The following is an 18338-nucleotide window of genomic DNA, read 5'->3' as shown; positions in this document are numbered from 1 at the left end:
TCGCCGTACCGGGATGGCCGTTGCCGACCCTCTGTACGGCATCGGCGGCCAGGACGCGGGCGGTGTCGACGGCCCGCTGGTCCAACTCGGTCCACTCGAAGGCGGCAGCGGTCGAGTGTGGATTCACGCGTGGGCTCCTGTGTCTGTGTGAGGACGGGAGGAATGTGAGGACGGAAGGAAGTGGCCGGACGGAAGGAAAGTGGCCGGACGGAAGGAGCGAGGGCCGTGGCTCAGGGAGAGGCCCCTCCCGCCGGGGAGGACCGGGAGGGGCCTGCCGGCGCCGACGGTGTCGCCTACTTGCCCCAGAGCTTCTGGTACGCCTCGCGGTATCCCTTCGGGTCCCAGGAGGAGCCGCCGCCGCTGTTGGCCGCCGTGGTGATGTGCACCGGGGCGATGTAGCCGCTGGCGGGCTTGCCTGCGAAGGCGCGGTTGAACTCGTCGACGATCTGCCAGCCCTGCTCGGACAGCGGTTCGGGCACCGTGGCCGCCTGGAACTGCTTGCTGTTGATGCGCTGGAAGGCCGAGGGGTCGCCGTCGCCGGCGCCGATGCTGAAGGGGGCACCGTTGCCCTGCTTGCCGCCCGCCCGCAGTGCGGGTGCCGCGTCGGCGAAGTAGAGGTCGTTGATGGCCACCGAGTGCGTCCACTTGGTGCCGAAGCGGGACAGCAGCGCGGAGACCTCCTGGGGGGTGCGGCTGCTGGCGTCGGCGATCGGGATGTTGGAGGTGGACAGCACCTTGGTGTCGGAGCAGGTGGCGAGTTCCTTCTCGATCAGGTCCGACTTGCCCTTGGCGAACGGGATGGAGGCGTCGGTGAAGACCACCACGCCGGCCCGGCCGTTGGACTGGCTGATGACCCAGTCGGCGCTGATCTTCGCGACGTCCTCGACCTTGGTGGTGATGTTGCTGAAGAGCTTCGGGGCCTTGCTGGGCCCGGGGGTGCCGACGGCGTGCCAGCCGATGAGCGGGATGCCGGCGGCGTTGGCCTGCGCGACCTGCTGGGCGGTCGACTTGGGATCGAAGCCGGACAGCACGATGCCGTCGGGCTTCACGGCGACGGCCTGGCTGACGGCTGCCTGGATACCGGCCGGGGTGCCCTGGCCGTCGATGATCCGCACCTTCCAGCCGATGGCCTTGGCGGCCTCCTCGACGCCTTCGGCGGCGCCCGCGACTCCGGGGTTGGTCATGCTCTGGGCGACGTAGACGATCGTCTTGCCTGCGACCGCCTTGGGGCCGGTGGTCGGCCCGCCCCAGGGGGCGTCGACGGCCTCGGCGCCCGCGACCGCCTTCTTCGCCTTCGCCAGGACGGCCGGACAACCGGCCTTCGAGGACCCGCCGACGGTGGTGGAGCCGGCGCTCTCGGAGCCTCGGGTACAGCCTGCGACGGAAGCAGTGAGTACGGCCAGGGCGGCCACGGCTCTGACGGTTGCCTTGCGAGTGGGGTGGTACGACACGGCGGTGCTCCTTGAGGACATACGGCAGGCGGGAGGGCGACGAGCGGGCGCGGAGGTCCGGCCGCGGTCAGAGAGTGTGCGGCGCGTCGTCGTCGGACGCGGCGGTGGCGGACGGACCGGTCGCGGACGGACCGGTCGCGGCGGGCGTCGGCTGCTCCGTCGCGGACACCGTCGCGGGTTCGCCGGGCGCGGACAGTGAGCGGCGGGTGGCGGTGGCGCCGGCGCGCAGTCTGCGGCGGGCGGAGTAGCCGGCCAGGCCGACCGCGAGGAGCAGCGTGCCGCCGTTGAACAGGGAGGTCGCCCAGAACTCGGCGCCGAGCTGCTGGATGCCGGCCAGGCCGATGGCGAGGATGGCGACGGCGACGACGGTTCCGGCGGCGTTGGCGCGGCCCGGTTTGATGGCGGTGGAGCCCAGCAGGGCGCCGACGAAGGCGGGCAGCAGGTAGTCCATGCCGACGCTCGGGTTGCCGATCTGCTGCTGCGCGGCGAGCAGGACGCCCGCGAAGCCGACGACGAGTCCGGAACCGGCGAAGGCGTAGATGCCGTACCGGCGGGTGGGGATGCCGACGAGGTCGGCGGCGCGGGCGTTGGAGCCGATGACGTACAGGTAGCGGCCGAGCGGCAGGCGCTCCAGCAGCAGCCAGAGCACCACGGCGAGCGCGAGGACGTAGAAGGCGGGGACCGGCAGGCCGAGGAACCTGGAGTCGTACAGGTCGGTGAAGGCCGGGGGCAGACCGCCCGGGCCGGGCACGATGCGGGCGCCGTCGGTGATCCAGCCGGTGCAGGCGTACAGGAGGCTGCCGGTGCCGAGGGTGGCGATGAAGGAGTCGATCTTGGCGAACTCCACCAGCAGGCCGTTGAGTACGCCGACGATGCCGCCGCCGAGGATGACGGCGACGCACGCCATCGGCCAGGGCCAGCCGCTGTTCACGATGAGTTGCATGGCCAGGACGTGGGCGAAGCCGAGTCCGTAGCCGACGGAGAGGTCGAACTTGCCGGTGACGATGGGGATCATCGCGCCGAGGGCGAGGATCGCGGGGATCGACTGGTTGGACAGGATCGACGAGGCGTTGTCCATCGTCGGGAAGGTGTCCGGCAGGGCGAGCGCGAAGATCACGAACAGCAGGGCGGTCAGGCCGAGCAGGCCGTAGGTGCCGATGAGGTGGCCGCCGCGCAGCCGGGCGGCGATGGTGCCGCTGCCCGCGTCCTTGTCGCCGGCGCCCGGTGGCTGCCTGCGCGATGCGCGGGGTGTTCCCTTGCGGGCGCCGCCCCCGGCGGCCCCGTCCCGCGGTGGGGTTCCGCCGTGGTCGGCCCGCCGGCGGGCGGATTCGGTCTCGGTGGCCATCAGTTGTCCGCCGTTCCGGTCAGCGCCGGCATGGCCGACGCGGCGTGGGTGAGTTCGGTGACGGTGAGGGCTTCGCCGCTGAGTTCGGCGGTCACGTGGCCCCGTACGAAGACCAGGGCGCGGTGACACACGTCGGCGACTTCCTCGAAGTCGGTGGAGATGAGGAGGACCGCGAGTCCCTGGGCGAGCGCGTCGTCGAGCAGGCGGTAGATCTCCGCCTTGGCACCGACGTCGACTCCCGCGGTCGGCTCCTCCAGGATCACGACGCGCCTGCTGAGGCGCAGCCAGCGGCCTATCATGACCTTCTGCTGGTTGCCGCCGGAGAGGGTCGCGATGGGTGCCTCGGAGTTGGCCGGGCGTACGCCGAACCTCTCGACCAGCGCTGTCGCCTCGGCGCGCTCGCGTGACGGGCTGATCCAGCGCCACGGGGAGCGGCTGTCGGCCCGCGGGTTGGCCAGGAAGTTCTCCCGCACGGTGAGTTCGAGGGCGCAGCCCTCCTCCTGGCGGTTGCTGGTGACGAAGCCGATGCCCGCGTCGACGGCCGCGGCGGGCGAGCCCGGGCGGTACGGCCTGCCGTCGAGCAGTGCCTCACCGTCCTGGATCGGCCGGGAACCCGCGAGGGCGCGGCCGAGGTCCATGTGGCCTGCGCCGGTGAGACCGACCATGCCGAGGACCTCCCCGGCGCGCAGTTCCAGGTCGACGGGTCCCGCGCCCTCGGTGGTGACGCCGGTGAGGCGCAGCACGGTGGGGGCCTCGCCGGTGCGGGCCTTGGGGCCGGGGGCGGGGCGGTGGCTCTCCGCTTCGTGGCCGACGATGTCGCGCACGATGCGGTCGGGGCCGTGGTCGGCGAGGCGGCCCTCGCTGATGAGGTGACCGTCGCGCAGGACCGCGAAGCTGTCGGCGACCTGGTAGACCTCGTCGAGCCGGTGGCTGACGTAGACGATGCCGTGGCCGCGGTCGCGCAGGGTGTGCAGGACGTCGAAGAGGCGGGCGCAGTCCGCGGCGGGCAGGCTCGCGGTGGGTTCGTCCAGGACGATGAGCCGGGCCCGGGTGGAGAGGGCGCGGGCGATGGCGACGAGGGAGCGCTCGGCGCGGGTGAGGTCGGCGACCGCGGCGTCCGGGTCGAGGTGACCTGCGACGATGTCCAGCGCCTCGGTGCTGCGCTCGCGGACCTGCCGCCAGGAGACGAGGCCGGCGCGGCGCGGGTAACCGGTGCCGAGGGCGATGTTCTCGGCGACCGTCATCCATTCGACGAGGCCGAGGTCCTGGTGGATGAAGGACATCTCCGCGGAGGCGGACTCGGTGCCGAGCGGGTGGCCCGCGACGGTGACTTCGCCCTGGTCCGCTTTGTAGACCCCGGCGAGGACCTTGATCAGGGTCGACTTGCCGGCACCATTGTGACCCAACAGGGCGAGAACTCTGCCCGGGTGAAGGTCGAGGTCGACATCGGCGAGGGCCAGAGTGCCGCCGAATCGCTTGCGCAGCCCCCGGATGCTCACCAGGGGGCGGTGTGGAGCTGTGTCAGCTGTGTCGGCTATGTCATCGGGAGCGTCATACACGGACTTCTCCGAAGGGATCTGCCAGCCGAGGACCATTCCATCGGCTCGACCAGAATCCTGTACAGCCACCAGCATGTTGGTCAATAGCTCCGCCGGCATTTATTGCCCCAAAGTTACGGCGGCCGTACGGAGAGATCTCCGTACGGCCGCCGCGGGGTACTACCGGGAAGGGGGCCGGGACCCGGCCCGTGACCTCAGCCGCCCACCGACGCCCCCTGCGGGAGCATGGGGTTCTCCAGACCCGCCGCGATGACCCGCAGGTCCTTCAGCAGCGCCTCGCGGAACTCGTCGTCGAGCCGGGCCTTGAGCACGGTGACACTGATCGCGAACGGCGCCGAGTCCGTACGGAAGCCGTTGACCGGCACGGCGAGACAGAGGATGCCCGCCGTCGCCTCCTCGTCGTCGATCGCGTAGCCGCGCTCCCGGGCCTTCGCCAGGTCCGCCATCAGGGCGGGCACGGAGGTGATGGACCGCTCGCTGAGCGCGGGCAGGGTGCGGCCGCGCAGCCGGTCCTCGGCCACCGCCGGATCCAGAGTGGACAGGATCGCCTTGCCGGTGGCCGTGCAGTTCGCCGGGAAGCGGTCGCCGATGTTGGCGGTCAGCCGCAACGGCTGCGTACCGTCGTAACGTCCCAGATAGAGGACGTCCAGGCCGTCGAGTACGGCCACCCGCGCGGTCTCCCGCGAGATGTGGGCACTGCGCCGGCACAGCTCGTAGAAGTCGCGCAGCTGATCGACGGTGGCCAGGTAGCGGCCGCCGAGCTCCACGAGCTTGCGCCCCAGGCTGAAGCCCGAACCGTTGCGCGCGATCATGCCGGCCGCCTCGAGCGAGGCGCACAGATTGCCCGTCGAGGACTTCGGCAGGCCCAGGGCGCGCGCGATCTCACTCACCGACAGCGGGCGGCCCTCCGCCTCACCGAGTGCATCGAGGATGGCCACGGCCCGCGTCACGGCGGGGACGAGACTACCCGGGTCACTTGCGCTCACCAGCAACTCCACCCATCATTCTGTTCGTCGTTCAGCATATTGGCTATTGTCTCTCGTGTGCCCCCGAACGGCAATGCCGTCGGCGCACGCTGCCGTCGAGATCTCTGGCATCCCTTCGGGACCACTCGACCGTAGCGCGCCCTCCGGGTCGGCCGACGACACCCTCCGAGCCTTGGAGCGCTGAGCATCAGATGACCAGCAGCCCGCACGATCCGTCTCCCCCGCCCCCCGGCGACAACGCCTTCGGCCGCGAACCGGACAACGGCCCCACCCTCTCCCGCGCACAGTTCGACAGGCTCTTCGACGAGCTGCGCACCTGGGGCCGCTGGGCCCCGGACGAGGCCGACCGCGGCGCATGGAACCGGGTCACCCCGGAACACGCACGCCGCGCCACCGCTCTGGTCCGCACCGGCACCACCATCCCCACCGCACTGCCCTGGAACACGGTGCCCGGCCCGGACAACGGCAAGCCCGCCCTCCACTACATGTCCGACCTCGGCGACGTCGAAGCCCCCGAACCCTCCTGCCACAAGGACTTCATCGCCGTCGACTACCACGGCAAGGGTGTCAGCCACCTCGACGCGCTGTCCCACATCGCCTACCGCGGACAGCTCTACGACGGCCGCACCGCACGCGAGGTCGTCGACGCGGGCGGCGCCCGCTTCGGCTCGGTCTCCGCGCTCGGCCCGCTGGTCACCAAGGGCGTACTGATCGACATGCCCGCCGTACTCGGCACCGACTGGCTGGAGCCCGGTCAGGCCGTGCACGCCGAGGACGTCACCGCCGCCGAGAAGGCTCTCGGCGTCACCATCGGCGACGGCGACGCGGTGCTCCTGCGCTCCGGCCACTTCCGGCGCCGCTCCGAACTCGGCGCCTGGAACCCGGACAATGCGAGCGCCGGCTTCCACGTGGACGCCATGCCGCTGTTCGCCGAGCGCGGGATCGCCCTGCTCGGCGGCGACGGCGACAGCGACGTACGGCCCTCGCCGGTCGAAGGACTGCACTCCCCCGTGCACGCCCTGGCGATCACCGCCATGGGCGTGCCGCTGCTGGACAACCTCGACCTCGAAGCGCTCTCCACCGCCTGCGCGCAGGCCGGCCGCTACGAGTTCCTGTTCGTCGTGGCCCCGCTGAACGTCCCCGGCGGCACGGGTTCGCCCGTCAACCCGATCGCGGTGCTGTGATGGGCGCCGCGGAGTTCAGAGTCGGCGTGAGCCGGGACTTCCTGGACGCGGACGGCCGCAATGTGTGGGGCGACATCCGGCTCGGCGAACTCGACGCCGCCGGGATCGACTGGCACTACCTGCCGCGTGACACCGGGGAACTCCTCGGCAAGGACGTCGACGGTCTGGACGCCGTCCTGTTCGCCGGCCCCGCCGTCACGGCACGCACCTTCGAGGGTGCCGCCCGCCCCCCGCTCCTCTTCGCCCGCTTCGGCGTCGGCTACGACACCGTCGACCTCGACGCGTGCACCCGCAACGGCGCCCTGGTGACCATCACCCCCGACGGCGCCCGGCGTCCGGTCGCCACCGCCGCTCTCACCCTGCTCCTCGCCGTGCTGCACAACGTGACCGCCAAGGACCGGCTGGTCCGGGAGGGTCGCTGGGCCGAGAAGGAACAGTGGATGGGCCTCGGGCTCACCGGCCGCCGCATCGGGCTGATCGGCCTCGGCAACACCGCCCGCGATCTGGTCGGCCTGCTCGCGCCGTTCGAGGTCGACGTCGTGGCGTACGACCCGTACTGCCCGCAGGAGAGCGCGGCCGGGCTCGGTGTACGGCTCGCGGACGTCGACACCGTGATGGCGGAGGCCGACGCCGTGATCGTGATGTGCGCGCTGACGGAGGAGACCCGTCATCTCGTCGACGCGCGCCGGCTGTCGCTGATGAAGCCCACGGCCGTCCTCCTCAATGTGGCCCGCGGGCCCATCGTGGACGAGGCCGCGCTCATCGACGCGCTGCGGGTACGCCGTATCAGGGGCGCCGGACTCGACGTGTTCGAGAGCGAACCGCCCGGCCCCGACAACCCGTTGCTGGGCATGGACCAGGTCGTGCTCAGCCCGCACGCCCTGGCGTGGACCGACGAGATGTCCGCCGGGAACGGTGGCAGCGCGGTCCGGGCCGTGCTGGAGGTGGCGGCGGGCCGCGTACCGCCCTTCGTCGTCAACCGGGATGTGGTCGACAGCCCTCGACTGATCGGTCGCCTCGCCGAGTTGACCGCTCGTCAGGACACCCCGGCGGGAGCCGGCGCATGAGCGTCACCGGCCTCGCCAGCGGCCCCGTCGGCTTCCTCGGGCTCGGCGCGATGGGACTGCCCATGGCGGTGAACCTCGCCCGGGCCGGTTTCGACGTGATCGCCTGGAACCGCGGCCAGGCCCCGCTGGAGACCGCCGCGGCCGCCGGCTGCCGCACCGCCGACAGCCCTGAACAGGTGGCCGGCGCCGCACCGGTCGTCCTCACCATGCTCCCCGATCTCCCCCAGGTGATCGAGCTGCTGGACCGCCCGGACGGACTGCGCTCCGGACGTCCGGTCATGGACACCCTGGTCGTCATGGGCACCGTCTCCCCCGTCGCGGTGCGCGCCCTGGCCGAGAAACTGCACCCGCAGGGCATCACGGTCGTCGACGCCCCCGTCAGCGGCGGAGTGACCGGCGCCCGCGACGCCGCCCTGTCGATCATGGCAGGGGGCCCGGCGGAGGCGGTCGCACGGGTCCGCCCGTATCTGGAGGCGATGGGCTCGACCGTACGGCGCCTGGGGGACACCGGCTCCGGCTCGCTCGCCAAGGCCTGCAACCAACTAGTCGTCGCCGGAACCCTGGTGGCGCTCGCCGAGGCCGTCCTGCTCGGCGAGCGCGGCGGCCTCGAACCCGCCGCGCTGCTCGACGTACTCGCCGGCGGGCTCGCCTCCTCCGAGGTGCTGGCCCAGAAACGGCACCACCTGGCCGAGGCGGACTTCACCCCCTCCGGCCCGGCCCGCTACCTCCACAAGGACCTCGGATTCGTCCTGGACAGCGCCGCCGACGCACACGTCAGGCTGCCGCTCTCCACGACCGTCGCCGAACTCTATGCGGCCGTCGAGGCCCAGGGCCTGGGCGACCTGGACAACAGCGTCGTCCTCGACCTGCTGCGCGGCGGCACCCCCAACTCCGATCACCACACGAAGGACTGAACACACATGCAGGTAGGAATCGTCGGGCTCGGACGCATGGGCGGCAACATGGCCGCCCGCTGGCGGGACCGCGGCCATGAGGTGCTCGGCTACAGCCGCACCTCCCCCGACCGCGACGCCGACTCACCGGAGGAACTCGTCGCGAAGCTCGCCGGACCCCGCGTGGTGTGGCTGATGCTCCCCTCGGGCGAACCGACCCGCCAGGCCCTGCGGCAGCTCGCCCAGCTGCTGTCCCCCGGTGACGTGATCGTCGAGGGCGGCAACTCCCGCTTCAGCGACGACACCGAGCACGCCCGGATGCTCGCCGAGCACGGCATCGGCTACGTCGACTGCGGTGTGAGCGGCGGGGTCTGGGGCCGGGAGAACGGCTACGCCGTGATGTGCGGCGGCGAGGACGAGCACGTCCAGCGCGTCTGGCCGCTGCTGGAGTCGCTCGCTCCCGACCAGGACGGCCTGTGCCACGCGGGCCCGGTCGGCGCCGGTCACTACGCCAAGATGGTCCACAACGGCATCGAGTACGGCATGATGCAGGCGCTCGCCGAGGGCTACGAACTGCTGGAGGCCAGCGAGTACGTGCCCGACGTGCCCAAGGTGCTCGCCTCCTGGCGGCACGGCACGGTCGTCCGCTCCTGGCTGCTGGACCTCCTGGTGCGTGCCCTGGACGAGGACCCGGGGCTGGCGACCCTCTCCGGTCGCGTCGACGACTCGGGCGAGGGCCGCTGGACGGTCGAGGAAGCGGTGCGCCTCTCCGTGTCCGCCCCCGCCATGACCGCGGCCCTCTTCGCCCGCTTCGCCTCCCGCAAGCCGGACGCGGACCAGCTCAAGGCCCTCGCGGCGATGCGCCGTCAGTTCGGCGGCCACGCGGTGCACGGCGCCGGCGCGGGCGGGACCGAGCAGGGCTGACCGACCCTGCCGGGCCCCGTCGCGGACCCTCACCATGTCCGGGGCCGGCGACGGCCGTACGGCAGCCGTACGCGCAGCAGGCGGTCGACAGCCCTGGACGACCTGCCCCCGAAAGAATGACAGTCGCTCAGGGGGTCGAGGGCCCGGACCCGGATGTCCCGCACACCAGCCCCCTGAGCGCAGGAGGCATTGTTCAGCACGTCGCGCTGCCACGCGGCGTGCGCCTCCGCATGGACCGCGCGCAGGGGTCGGCGGGTGTGCGGCACTTCATCGGAACGACCCCGGAAACCGGCGACACGGGATCGTCGGCCCGGGAACCGCTCCGGGCCTGGACGGCCCGGAGTGGATACCGTCCGGTCCGAGGCGGATGCCCCGGGACCGGGCGACCAGGAGCCGTAGCGGCGGACCGCCAGGGGCGGGGACGCCGCGGTGATGAGTGAAGGACACCATGCGCACCCAAGACGGCAACAACCCGACGGGCGTGAGCCGTTCGGCGCTCACCCGACGGGGCTTTCTCGTCACCACGGCGGCGGGCGCCGTCGTCGCCACCGCCGACAGCGCGGCGGTGCCGACGACGGCGAGCGCGGCCACCGAGTCCGGAACCGCGACTGCGACAACGGCCGAAACGACCGACGTCTCCGCGCGGACGCACCCGGCGGGGCTCGTCACCGACGACGAGCCCGCCCCGCCCCGCGGCGGACCGGCCGGACCCGCCCAGGAGGCACCCACCTACCGCAGCCTCACCCCGTTCCTTGACCCCCTGCGCATCCCCTCGACCGTCAGGAAGACCCGGGCGGACGGCGTCTCGTACGCCACCGTCCGGATGCGGACGACGACGACGCGCATGCACTCCCAGCTGCCGCCGACCCCCGTCTGGGCCTACGACGGCCAGGTGACGGGCCCCACCTTCGAGGTCCGCCGGGGCGAGAAGCTCCGCGTGACCTGGACCAACGAACTGTCCGGCGGCCTCCCGGTGACGGTCGTCGAGGTGCCCAACGCCACGACGTCGCCCGCGATCTGGGACCAGCCGGGCCGCGGCGGCGTGAGTGCGCGCGAAGATGTCGCGGCCCTGCGGCCGTGGACGGTGGTCCATCTGCACGGCGCGCTCACGGGCGGCGGCAACGACGGCTGGCCGGAGAACGGTGTGCAGCCGGGCGCCTCGCAGCTGTCGGAGTACCCCAACGAGCAGCGTGCGGCGGCGCTTTTTTACCACGACCACGCCATGGGCATCACCCGGTGGAACGTGATGGCTGGACTGTCCGGCATGTATCTGGTCCGGGACGAGGAGGAGGACGCCCTCGGTCTTCCCGGCGGGGCGTACGAGATTCCGCTGATGCTCGCGGACCGCAATCTGGAGACCGACGGCGAGGGCCGGCTCACCGGCCGGCTGCTGCACAAGACGATCGTGGTACGCAGTGAACCGCTGGTGCAGATGCGCGCGTTCACCGGTCCTTACACCGCGGTCAACGGGGTGATCTGGCCGTATCTGCAGGTCGAGCCGCGCTGGTACCGCTTCCGCGTCGTCAATGCCGCCAACACACGCCAGTACCGGCTGACGCTGACCGACGAGAACGGGCGTGCCGTGCCGTCCGGCACCGTGTACCAGATCGGCACGGACCACGGACTGCTGACGGAACCGGTACCGGTGGACCCCGCCGAGGGGCTGACACTGGGCTCCGCCGAGCGCGCCGACCTGCTGATCGACTTCTCGGCGTTCCGCGGTCGCCGGCTGCGGCTGACGAACACCAACCCCAGTCCCGACCCCGGGCCGTGGCCGCAGGTGATGGAGTTCCGGGTGGACGAGCACCCCGTCCACGACCCCTTCACGCTGCCGCGGCGGCTGAGCGACGGTTCCCTCGGGGACGACGGGACCGGCACCCCGACCACCCCTCATCACCCGACCGAGCGGCTGGTGGTGCTGACGCCCATGGGCCCCGGTCAGGCCCTGTGCTGGGAGATGGAGAGGACCGAGGCGCCGTCCGGTGGGCTTCCGGCCGACGGCATCGTGCAGATCAAGGAGAACGACGGCACCCTGACCACGTACCGTCGCGCGGCGGCGGACTTCCACGACCCGGTGCGCTTCTTCGTCCGTACCCGCGGCTGGGAGCAGTGGCGGTTCCTGCACGCGGCGCCGTCGGGCTGGCCGCATCCCATGCACATCCACGCCACGAGCTTCCGGGTGGTGAGCCGGGAGTCGTACGACGTCAGCGGGTTCACGTCGTTCTCGATGCCGGACGGCGGCATCGGCTGCGGCACTGGCGCCCCGCTGCGCCGGACCGGTGCCGGGACGGTGCCGCCCGGCGAGCGGGGGTGGAAGGACACGGTGCGCGTCGGAGCGGGTGAACTGGTCACGGTGGACGGCTACTTCGGGGACACTGCGGGGAAGTTCGTCTACCACTGCCACATGCTCGAACACGAGGACATGGGCATGATGCGGCAGTTCGTCGTCCTCCCCGGCCAGATCCAGGACATCGGTATGCCGATGCCGATGTCCATGAGCGCCGGGACCGGCACCGGCGCGCCGTCGTCGGGACAGCACGGCACGGAGACGCACCAGTGAGCGGCGGGGGCGGCCCGAAGGGCGAAGAGGCGGGCCGCCGGGGACTGGCTCTGCTGGTCGCCGGGGCCTTCTTCATGGAGAACCTGGACGGCACGATCATCTCGACGGCCGCCCCCGACATGGCCGCCTCCTTCGGGGTGCGGCCGGCCGACATCGGCGTCGCCATGACGGCGTACTTCGTCGCGCTGGCCGTGTTCATCCCGGTGAGCGGCTGGGCCGCCGACCGCTACGGCGCCCGCCGGGTCTTCGTCTGGGCGATCGCCGTGTTCACTCTCGCCTCGGCGCTCTGCGCGGCGGCGGGCGGGCTGCCCGAGCTGGTCGCGATGCGCGTCGCGCAGGGCATCGGCGGGGCGATGATGGTGCCCGTCGGCAGGCTGGCGGTGCTGCGCTCCACCCGGAAGACGGATCTGCTGCGCGCGATCGCCTGGCTGACCTGGCCCGGTCTGCTGGCCCCGGTCCTCGCACCGGCGCTGGGCGGGCTGTTCACGACGTACGCCTCCTGGCACTGGATCTTCCTGGTGAACGTGCCGTTGGGCGTGCTGGCGCTGCCGCTCGCCCTGCGGCTCGTCCCCGATCTGCGGCGGGCGGACCGGCCGCGTCTCGACTGGGCGGGCTTCGGGCTCGGCGGGGCCGGGCTGGCGGGGGTGGTGCTGGGGCTGGAGCGGTTCGGGGCTGCGCCGGCCGCGTGGGGCGCGGGCGCGTCCTGGTTCGCCGCGGGGGCCGCTCTCTGTCTGCTGACGGTACGTCACCTGCGGCGGACGCGAGGCCCGTTGCTCGACCTCGACGCCCTGAAGGTGGACACCTTCCGGGTGTCGAACGCGGGTGGCGCCCTGTTCCGCGCGGCGATCACCGCCGTGCCGTTCCTGCTGCCCCTGATGTTCCAGGGGGCCTTCGGCTGGAGCGCGGCCACCGCCGGACTGGTGCTCATAGCGGTGTTCGCGGGCAACGTCGCCGTCAAGCCGCTCACCAGTCCCCTGCTGCGCCGCTTCGGCTTTCGTGCCGTGCTGCTGGTGAACGGGGTCGCGACGGCGGCGACCTTCGTGCTGTGCGGGCTGCTCGGCCCGCACACGCCGATGGCCGTCGTGGTGTCCGTGCTGTTCGTGAGCGGCGTGTGCCGGTCCGTCTCGCTCAGTGCGTACGCGACGATCGGCTTCGCCGACATCGAGCCGGACCGCACCAGCGGCGCCAACGCGCTCTCCAGCACGGTGCAGCAGCTCGCCGCCGGCCTCGGGGTCGCCTTCGGCGCCCTGGCGCTGCACGCGGCGGGCCCGGTCGCGCCCCTCCTCGGCCTGGCCGGCCCCGCCGCCCCCTACCGGGTGGCGTTCGCGCTGCTCGCCCTGCTTCCCCTGGCCACGGTCGCGGAGGCGGCACGACTGCGGCGGGACGCCGGGGCGGTGGTCACCGGTGCGGCCCCTGCATCCCGCGCAGGAGCTGGTACAGCTGTTCGCTGAGTCCGCGGGTCTCCGCCAGCCGCCGCGCCGCCACCGGATCGGGGGTCACGGTGCGGTGTGCGCGGGCGCCGGGCACCGGGGAGGTCAGCGAGGGCAGGGCGCCGAGCGCGTGCCGGGCGAGCAGCGCGGCGCCGAAGCCGGAGCCCGCGGTGTCGTCGGTGATCTCCAGTGGCATGTCGAGCGCGGCGGCGACGATCTCCGCCCACAGGGGGGAGCGCAGGGCGCCCCCGGTGGCCCGCACCGAGGTGATCGGGGCGTCGGCGGCGAGCAAGGAGTCGCGCACCAGGGCGAGTTGCTGCCCGACACCCTCGATCATGGCCCGGGTCATGTGGGCCCTGCCGTGTCCGCGGCGCAGCCCGATCAGGGCGCCGCGCGCGTCCGGGTCCCACCAGGGTGCGCGTTCCCCGAGCAGGTGCGGCAGGGCGATCAGCCCCTCGGCGCCGGGCTCGACCTCGCCTGCCTCCTTCAGCAGGTCACCGACGTCGACGCCGCCGAAGGACTCGGCGGCCCACTGGGCGACGACCCCGGCGTTGCTGACCGCCCCGCCGAGCACCCACAGTCCGTCCGCGAGGTAGTAGCAGAACACCCGGCAGCGTTCGTCCACGCCGGGCCGGTCGCGTACGACGCGCAGGGCGCCGCTGGTGCCGAGGGACAGGGCGGCGGTGGCCGGCGCGGTGGCCCCGACGGCGAGATTGGCCAGCGGACCGTCCCCGGCGCCCGCCACCACGGGCAGCCCGGCGGGCAGCCCCAGGGCGGCGGCGACTTCGGGGAGCAGCGTGAACACGGTGGTCGGCGGCACCAGTTCGGGCAGCCGGTCGGCACCCACCCCGGCGATGTCCAGGGCGGGGTCGTGCCATCGGGTGGTGCGCATGTCCAGCAGGCCGGTGGCGGAGGCGCAGGACAGGTCGGTGACCAGCCTGCCGGTGAACCGCGCGAGGACGTAGTCCTTCAGGCCGCACCAGGTGGCCGTACGCCGGACGAGTTCCGGCTCGTGTGCCGTGAACCAGGCGAGTTTGGTGAGCGGGGCCATGGAGTGCACGGGGGTTCCGGTCGCCCGGTGCAGGGCGTCGGCATCGATGTTCTCCGTCCTTGCCGTGCCGCCGCCTCCGGCCGGGGCGGGGCCGGTACCGCGGCTGCTCCCGGCCGCCCGCAGGCGTCTGGCGATGTCGGCGGCCCTGGTGTCCGCCCAGCTCAGCGCCGGGGTCAACGGATCGCCGCAGGAGTCCAGCGCGAGCAGGGTGTGCAGGGCCGCGCTGAAGGACAGGGCAACGACCGCAAGACCGCGCCCGGCACAGATCCCGGCGCTCTCCCGGACCGCTTCCATCGCTCCCGCCAGCACCGTCTCCGGGTCGTGGACGGCTTCCCCGTGCCGCCCGGTGCGCAGCGGCGCGGGACGCTCGACGGTCGAGACCACCCGGTAGGCACCGTCCACCGCGACCACTTTGGTCGCGGTGGTGCCCAGGTCGATCCCGAGCACCACCTGGGTCTCGTCCTTCATCACTGTCTCCGCCTCCGTTTTCGTATCCGTGGCCGTGTCGACCCGGTGTGCTGTTCCGTGGGGTCACATGGGTGCCGGCCCCGCGCCCGCGGGCAGGGGGGCAGGGCGCGGGGCCGGCTGTCTCAGGGCCCGTCGTCCGGGGGCCGGGCCGCCGAAGGGCGGCCGGATCACTCAGCGGGCGTCGGCGAGATCGGTGAGATCCCGGCCTCGGGTCTCCGGGGTGACGAAGGTGGTGACGAAGGTGATCAGCGAGAGGACGACCACGTAGGCCGCCAGCGGCCACCACGCGTCGCTGAAGGCCAGCAGCAGCGTCGCGCCGAGCAGCGGGGCGATGCCTCCGGCGATGATCGCGCTGAACTCCCGGCCGATCGCGACGCCGGTGTAGCGGTGCCGCGCCCCGAACAGTTCGGCGAGCAGGGCGCACTGGGAGCCCAGCATGCCGTTGACGCCGACTCCGATGCCGAGGGTGATGACCACGCAGATCAGCACGGTGTTCCCGGAGCTCATCAGCGCGAAGGCGGGGACGGCGAAGACCGCCTGGAACAGTGCGGCCATCCGGTAGAGCGGGACCCGGCCGATCCGGTCGGAGAGCATGCCGAACAGCGGGATGGTGACGATACCGGCGAGCGAGGCGCAGGCCACGGCCAGCGGGCCGACCGAGCCGGAGACGCCGACGACGGTGGTCACGTAGCTGATGCTGAAGGTGGAGTACAGGTACGAGGTGCCGTTCTCGGCCATCCGCAGGCCGAAGGTGATGAACAGATTGCGGCGGCTGTTGACCATGAGGTCGCGCAGCGGTCGCTTGCTGACCTCGCCGCTCTCCGCCAGCCGCTCGAAGGCCGGGCTCTCCTCCAGCTTCAGCCGGATGTACACCGCGACCAGGATCAGTACGGCACTGAGCAGGAACGGCACCCGCCACACCCAGCCGAACAGCACGTCCTCGTCGAGCCGGGCCAGCGGTATGAACAGGGCGGTGGCGAGCAGCATGCCGACCTGGATGCCGACGAAGGGCAGTGCCGCGTAGTAGCCGCGTCGGGCCGGTGGGGCGTACTCGGCCATCAGCGTCGAGGCCCCGGCCTGTTCCGCTCCGGCTCCGAAGCCCTGGAGCAGGCGCAGGAGCATCAACAGGACGGGGCTCCACACACCGACCGTGTGGTAGGTGGGCAGCAGCCCGATGGCGAAGGACGAGCCGCCCATCAGCGCGACGGTCACCACCAGCACGGTCTTACGGCCGTGCCGGTCTCCGAGCGAGCCGAAGAACAGTCCGCCCAGCGGGCGGGCGAAGAAGCCGACCGCGTAGGTGGCGAAGATGGCGACGAGTCCGACCGCCGGGCCGAGCCCGGGGAAGAAGAGGTGCCGGAACACCAGGGCCGAGGCGGTGCCATAGATCGCGAAGTCGTAGTACTCGAGGGCACTGCCCACCGAACTGGTGACGAGCGCCCGGCGCAGACCGGGGTTCCTCTGGTCGCTCGCCCCGTCGGCGAGTCGGGATGTCGTCGTTGGCATCTGCATGGGATGCCGCCCTTCCGTCTCAACGGCTTGGTAACAGGCCGTACATCTGCGGACGCCCAGGACCGTAACAGCATGTGGAGCGCAAGCCAATATGCTGAACAGTCAAGGGTGTACATCGCAGGACAGTTGCACTCTCTCACCACCTGCGTCCAGTATGTTGTTTCGCGTACAGGATTTCGTTCGGGAGGTTGGTTCGAGTGTCAGGACATCCACAGGTGGGGCTCGCCGGGCTCGGGGTCATGGGGTCGGCCATCGCCCGCAGACTGCTGCGGCGCGAACGCACCGTGCGGGTCTACGACGTCCGGCAGGACGTGGTGGCGGAACTCGCCAGGGACGGGGCGGTCCCGGCGGACTCGGCGGCAGAGCTCGCCTCGTCCTCCGTGGTGGTCCTCTCGCTCAACACCGCCGACATCGTCGAGCAGGTGGTCTTCGGCCCCGAAGGGGTCCTCACCGCCACACCCGAGGGCGTCCTCGTCATAGACATGTCCAGCATCGATCCCGGGCGCACCCGCGCCTTCGCCGAACGCGCCGCGAAGCTCGGCGCCGGCTGGGTCGACGCGCCCCTGTCCGGCGGCGCACCGGGCGCGGAGCGCGGCGAGCTGACGCTGATGCTCGGCGGCGAGACGGACGACGTGGAACGGGCGCTGCCGGTGCTCGGTGCTCTCTCCTCCCAACTCACCCACCTCGGCCCGGCCGGCTCGGGGCAGCTGGTCAAGGCCGTCAACCAGGTGCTGGTCGGCTGCGGATTCGCCGCCCTCGCCGAGGCCGCCGCCCTGGTGCGGGCGGCCGGTCTGCCGCCACGGCACGTACAGGCGGCGCTCACCGGGGGCAGGGCCGACTCGGCGCTGCTTCAGGAGTTCTTCGTCAAGTTCGCCGAGGTCGACCTCACCCCGACCGGACGGGTCAGCAACATGGTCAAGGACCTGGAGGCGGCCCGCGACTACGCGCTCTCGGCCGGAGTGCCGCTGCCGGTCACCACCGCCGTCTCCGAACTGCACCGCTGGCTGGCCGCCGCGGGCCACGGCGACGCCGACAACGCCGCACTCATGCACTACTACGGAACCGGTGCCGGAAACGGAAACGGTTCGACGGGAGACCGGTCATGACGACTTCAGCCAAGGGTCCTTCCCTGTTCGACCTCTCCGGGCGGCTGGCCCTGGTCACCGGATCCAGCAAGGGCATCGGATTCGCCCTCGCGGCGGGACTGGCCGAGGCGGGCGCCGAACTCGTCCTCAACGGCCGTGATCCCGAGGCCCTGGAACGTGCCCGTGCCGAACTCGCCGAACGCACCGGGACCAAGGTGCACGCGGTGCCGTTCGACGTCACCGACGAGGCGTCCGTGCATACGGCGATCCAGGAGATCGAGAACCGGATCGGCCCGCTGGACATCCTGGTCAACAACACCGGCGTGCAGCACCGCGAACCACTCCTGCAGGTCTCCGCCGAGAACTTCGAACGGGTCCTGCACACCAACCTCACCAGTGCCTTCCTGGTCGGCCGCGCGGTGGCCGCGGGCATGGTCGGGCGCGGCCACGGAAAGATCGTCAACATCTGTTCCGTGCAGACCTGGCTCGCCCGTCCCGGCATCGCCGCCTACGCGGCCTCCAAGGGCGGCCTCGCGATGCTGACCCGGGGCATGTGCGCGGAGTGGGCCGGCTCGGGGCTGACGGTCAACGGCCTGGCACCCGGCTACGTGGTCACCGAACTGACCCGCCCCCTCGTCGACGACGCCGCCTTCGACTCCTGGATCCGGGGCCGCACCCCGGCCGGGCGCTGGGCCTCGGTCGAGGATCTCGTCGGCACGCTGGTGTGGCTCGCCGCCCCCGCGTCGGACTTCGTCAACGGCCAGGTGATCGCCGTCGACGGCGGCCTGACCGCGGTCATCTGAGAAAGGACCGAAGACATGAA

Annotated in this window: 14 protein-coding genes; 8 read left to right on the top strand and 6 right to left on the bottom strand. The window is 72.1% G+C overall.

From position 1 onward, the window contains the following. Nucleotides 1-293: 293 nt before the first annotated feature. The 4 genes from ADK57_RS09395 to ADK57_RS09380 all read right to left on the bottom strand — a co-directional run bounded on the left by ADK57_RS09395 (nucleotide 294) and on the right by ADK57_RS09380 (nucleotide 5341). Nucleotides 294-1472 (bottom strand): substrate-binding domain-containing protein, encoded by a 1179-nt coding sequence (locus ADK57_RS09395; protein ID WP_234390073.1) that lies wholly within the window; start codon nucleotides 1470-1472, stop codon nucleotides 294-296. Between the two features lie 46 nt (nucleotides 1473-1518). Then, nucleotides 1519-2796 carry an ABC transporter permease gene (locus tag ADK57_RS09390; RefSeq protein WP_053748904.1) on the bottom strand — a complete coding sequence of 426 codons (1278 nt, stop codon included), beginning with the start codon at nucleotides 2794-2796 and terminating at the stop codon, nucleotides 1519-1521. Further along, nucleotides 2796-4391 (bottom strand): sugar ABC transporter ATP-binding protein, encoded by a 1596-nt coding sequence (locus ADK57_RS09385; RefSeq protein WP_420711849.1) that lies wholly within the window; start codon nucleotides 4389-4391, stop codon nucleotides 2796-2798. Before ADK57_RS09385 ends, ADK57_RS09390 begins: the two co-directional genes overlap by 1 nt. Nucleotides 4392-4549: 158 nt before the next feature. Further along, the gene (locus tag ADK57_RS09380; RefSeq protein ID WP_234390069.1) at nucleotides 4550-5341 is read right to left on the bottom strand and encodes an IclR family transcriptional regulator; all 792 of its coding nucleotides are present in this window, start codon (nucleotides 5339-5341) and stop codon (nucleotides 4550-4552) included. 191 nt (nucleotides 5342-5532) lie between these two features. Here ADK57_RS09380 and ADK57_RS09375 point away from each other — a divergent pair, with 191 nt between their 5' ends. The 6 genes from ADK57_RS09375 to ADK57_RS09350 all read left to right on the top strand — a co-directional run bounded on the left by ADK57_RS09375 (nucleotide 5533) and on the right by ADK57_RS09350 (nucleotide 13420). After that, nucleotides 5533-6525 carry a cyclase family protein gene (locus ADK57_RS09375; protein WP_053748902.1) on the top strand — a complete coding sequence of 331 codons (993 nt, stop codon included), beginning with the start codon at nucleotides 5533-5535 and terminating at the stop codon, nucleotides 6523-6525. A gap of 26 nt (nucleotides 6526-6551) precedes the next feature. Next, the gene (locus ADK57_RS09370) at nucleotides 6552-7592 is read left to right on the top strand and encodes an NAD(P)-dependent oxidoreductase (protein ID WP_234390067.1); all 1041 of its coding nucleotides are present in this window, start codon (nucleotides 6552-6554) and stop codon (nucleotides 7590-7592) included. Beyond that, on the top strand, nucleotides 7589-8506 hold the full coding sequence (locus ADK57_RS09365) for an NAD(P)-dependent oxidoreductase (RefSeq protein WP_053748900.1): 918 nt from the start codon (nucleotides 7589-7591) through the stop codon (nucleotides 8504-8506). The genes ADK57_RS09370 and ADK57_RS09365 overlap by 4 nt, the downstream gene beginning before the upstream one ends. A 6-nt stretch (nucleotides 8507-8512) precedes the next feature. After that, entirely contained in the window at nucleotides 8513-9409 is an 897-nt protein-coding gene (gene gnd / locus ADK57_RS09360; RefSeq protein ID WP_053748899.1) for a phosphogluconate dehydrogenase (NAD(+)-dependent, decarboxylating), read from the top strand. A 448-nt stretch (nucleotides 9410-9857) separates the two neighbouring features. Then, nucleotides 9858-11969, top strand: coding sequence for a multicopper oxidase family protein (locus tag ADK57_RS09355; protein WP_063785939.1), 2112 nt, complete (start codon nucleotides 9858-9860; stop codon nucleotides 11967-11969). Beyond that, nucleotides 11966-13420, top strand: a complete 1455-nt coding sequence (locus tag ADK57_RS09350) for an MFS transporter (protein WP_053748898.1) — start codon at nucleotides 11966-11968, stop codon at nucleotides 13418-13420. Before ADK57_RS09355 ends, ADK57_RS09350 begins: the two co-directional genes overlap by 4 nt. On the opposite strand, the gene ADK57_RS09345 is transcribed toward ADK57_RS09350, so the two are convergent. Both ADK57_RS09345 and ADK57_RS09340 read right to left on the bottom strand, forming a co-directional pair. Further along, the gene (locus tag ADK57_RS09345) at nucleotides 13368-14918 is read right to left on the bottom strand and encodes a gluconokinase (RefSeq protein WP_053748897.1); all 1551 of its coding nucleotides are present in this window, start codon (nucleotides 14916-14918) and stop codon (nucleotides 13368-13370) included. The two genes, ADK57_RS09350 and ADK57_RS09345, sit on opposite strands and share 53 nt — an antisense overlap. Nucleotides 14919-15089: 171 nt before the next feature. Next, nucleotides 15090-16424: an MFS transporter gene (locus ADK57_RS09340; RefSeq protein WP_199830516.1), complete on the bottom strand. Its 1335-nt coding sequence runs from the start codon at nucleotides 16422-16424 to the stop codon at nucleotides 15090-15092. Nucleotides 16425-16627: 203 nt separating this feature from the next. Here ADK57_RS09340 and ADK57_RS09335 point away from each other — a divergent pair, with 203 nt between their 5' ends. Next, a complete protein-coding gene (locus ADK57_RS09335) occupies nucleotides 16628-17536 on the top strand; it encodes an NAD(P)-dependent oxidoreductase (protein ID WP_234390065.1) in 909 nt (302 codons plus the stop codon). Further along, the gene (locus ADK57_RS09330) at nucleotides 17533-18318 is read left to right on the top strand and encodes an SDR family oxidoreductase (protein ID WP_053748894.1); all 786 of its coding nucleotides are present in this window, start codon (nucleotides 17533-17535) and stop codon (nucleotides 18316-18318) included. Before ADK57_RS09335 ends, ADK57_RS09330 begins: the two co-directional genes overlap by 4 nt. The last annotated feature ends 20 nt before the right edge of the window (nucleotides 18319-18338 follow it).

Source organism: Streptomyces sp. MMG1533, from assembly GCF_001279775.1.
In the GTDB taxonomy this organism is placed as follows: Bacteria; Actinomycetota; Actinomycetes; order Streptomycetales; family Streptomycetaceae; genus Streptomyces.
The sequence above is the reverse complement of the archived record's forward strand: the minus strand, read 5'-3'. Positions and strand labels throughout refer to the sequence as shown.

Excerpts from the sequence above, each read along its gene's own strand:
- ADK57_RS09395 (WP_234390073.1), bottom strand. The coding sequence starts at position 1,472 with ATGTCCTCAAGGAGCACCGCCGTGTCGTACCACCCCACTCGCAAGGCA.
- ADK57_RS09355 (WP_063785939.1), top strand. The coding sequence starts at position 9,858 with ATGCGCACCCAAGACGGCAACAACCCGACGGGCGTGAGCCGTTCGGCG.
- gnd (WP_053748899.1), top strand. The coding sequence starts at position 8,513 with ATGCAGGTAGGAATCGTCGGGCTCGGACGCATGGGCGGCAACATGGCC.
- ADK57_RS09390 (WP_053748904.1), bottom strand. The coding sequence starts at position 2,796 with ATGGCCACCGAGACCGAATCCGCCCGCCGGCGGGCCGACCACGGCGGA.
- ADK57_RS09340 (WP_199830516.1), bottom strand. The coding sequence starts at position 16,424 with ATGCCAACGACGACATCCCGACTCGCCGACGGGGCGAGCGACCAGAGG.
- ADK57_RS09365 (WP_053748900.1), top strand. The coding sequence starts at position 7,589 with ATGAGCGTCACCGGCCTCGCCAGCGGCCCCGTCGGCTTCCTCGGGCTC.
- ADK57_RS09345 (WP_053748897.1), bottom strand. The coding sequence starts at position 14,918 with ATGAAGGACGAGACCCAGGTGGTGCTCGGGATCGACCTGGGCACCACC.
- ADK57_RS09330 (WP_053748894.1), top strand. The coding sequence starts at position 17,533 with ATGACGACTTCAGCCAAGGGTCCTTCCCTGTTCGACCTCTCCGGGCGG.
- ADK57_RS09385 (WP_420711849.1), bottom strand. The coding sequence starts at position 4,391 with ATGGTCCTCGGCTGGCAGATCCCTTCGGAGAAGTCCGTGTATGACGCT.
- ADK57_RS09375 (WP_053748902.1), top strand. The coding sequence starts at position 5,533 with ATGACCAGCAGCCCGCACGATCCGTCTCCCCCGCCCCCCGGCGACAAC.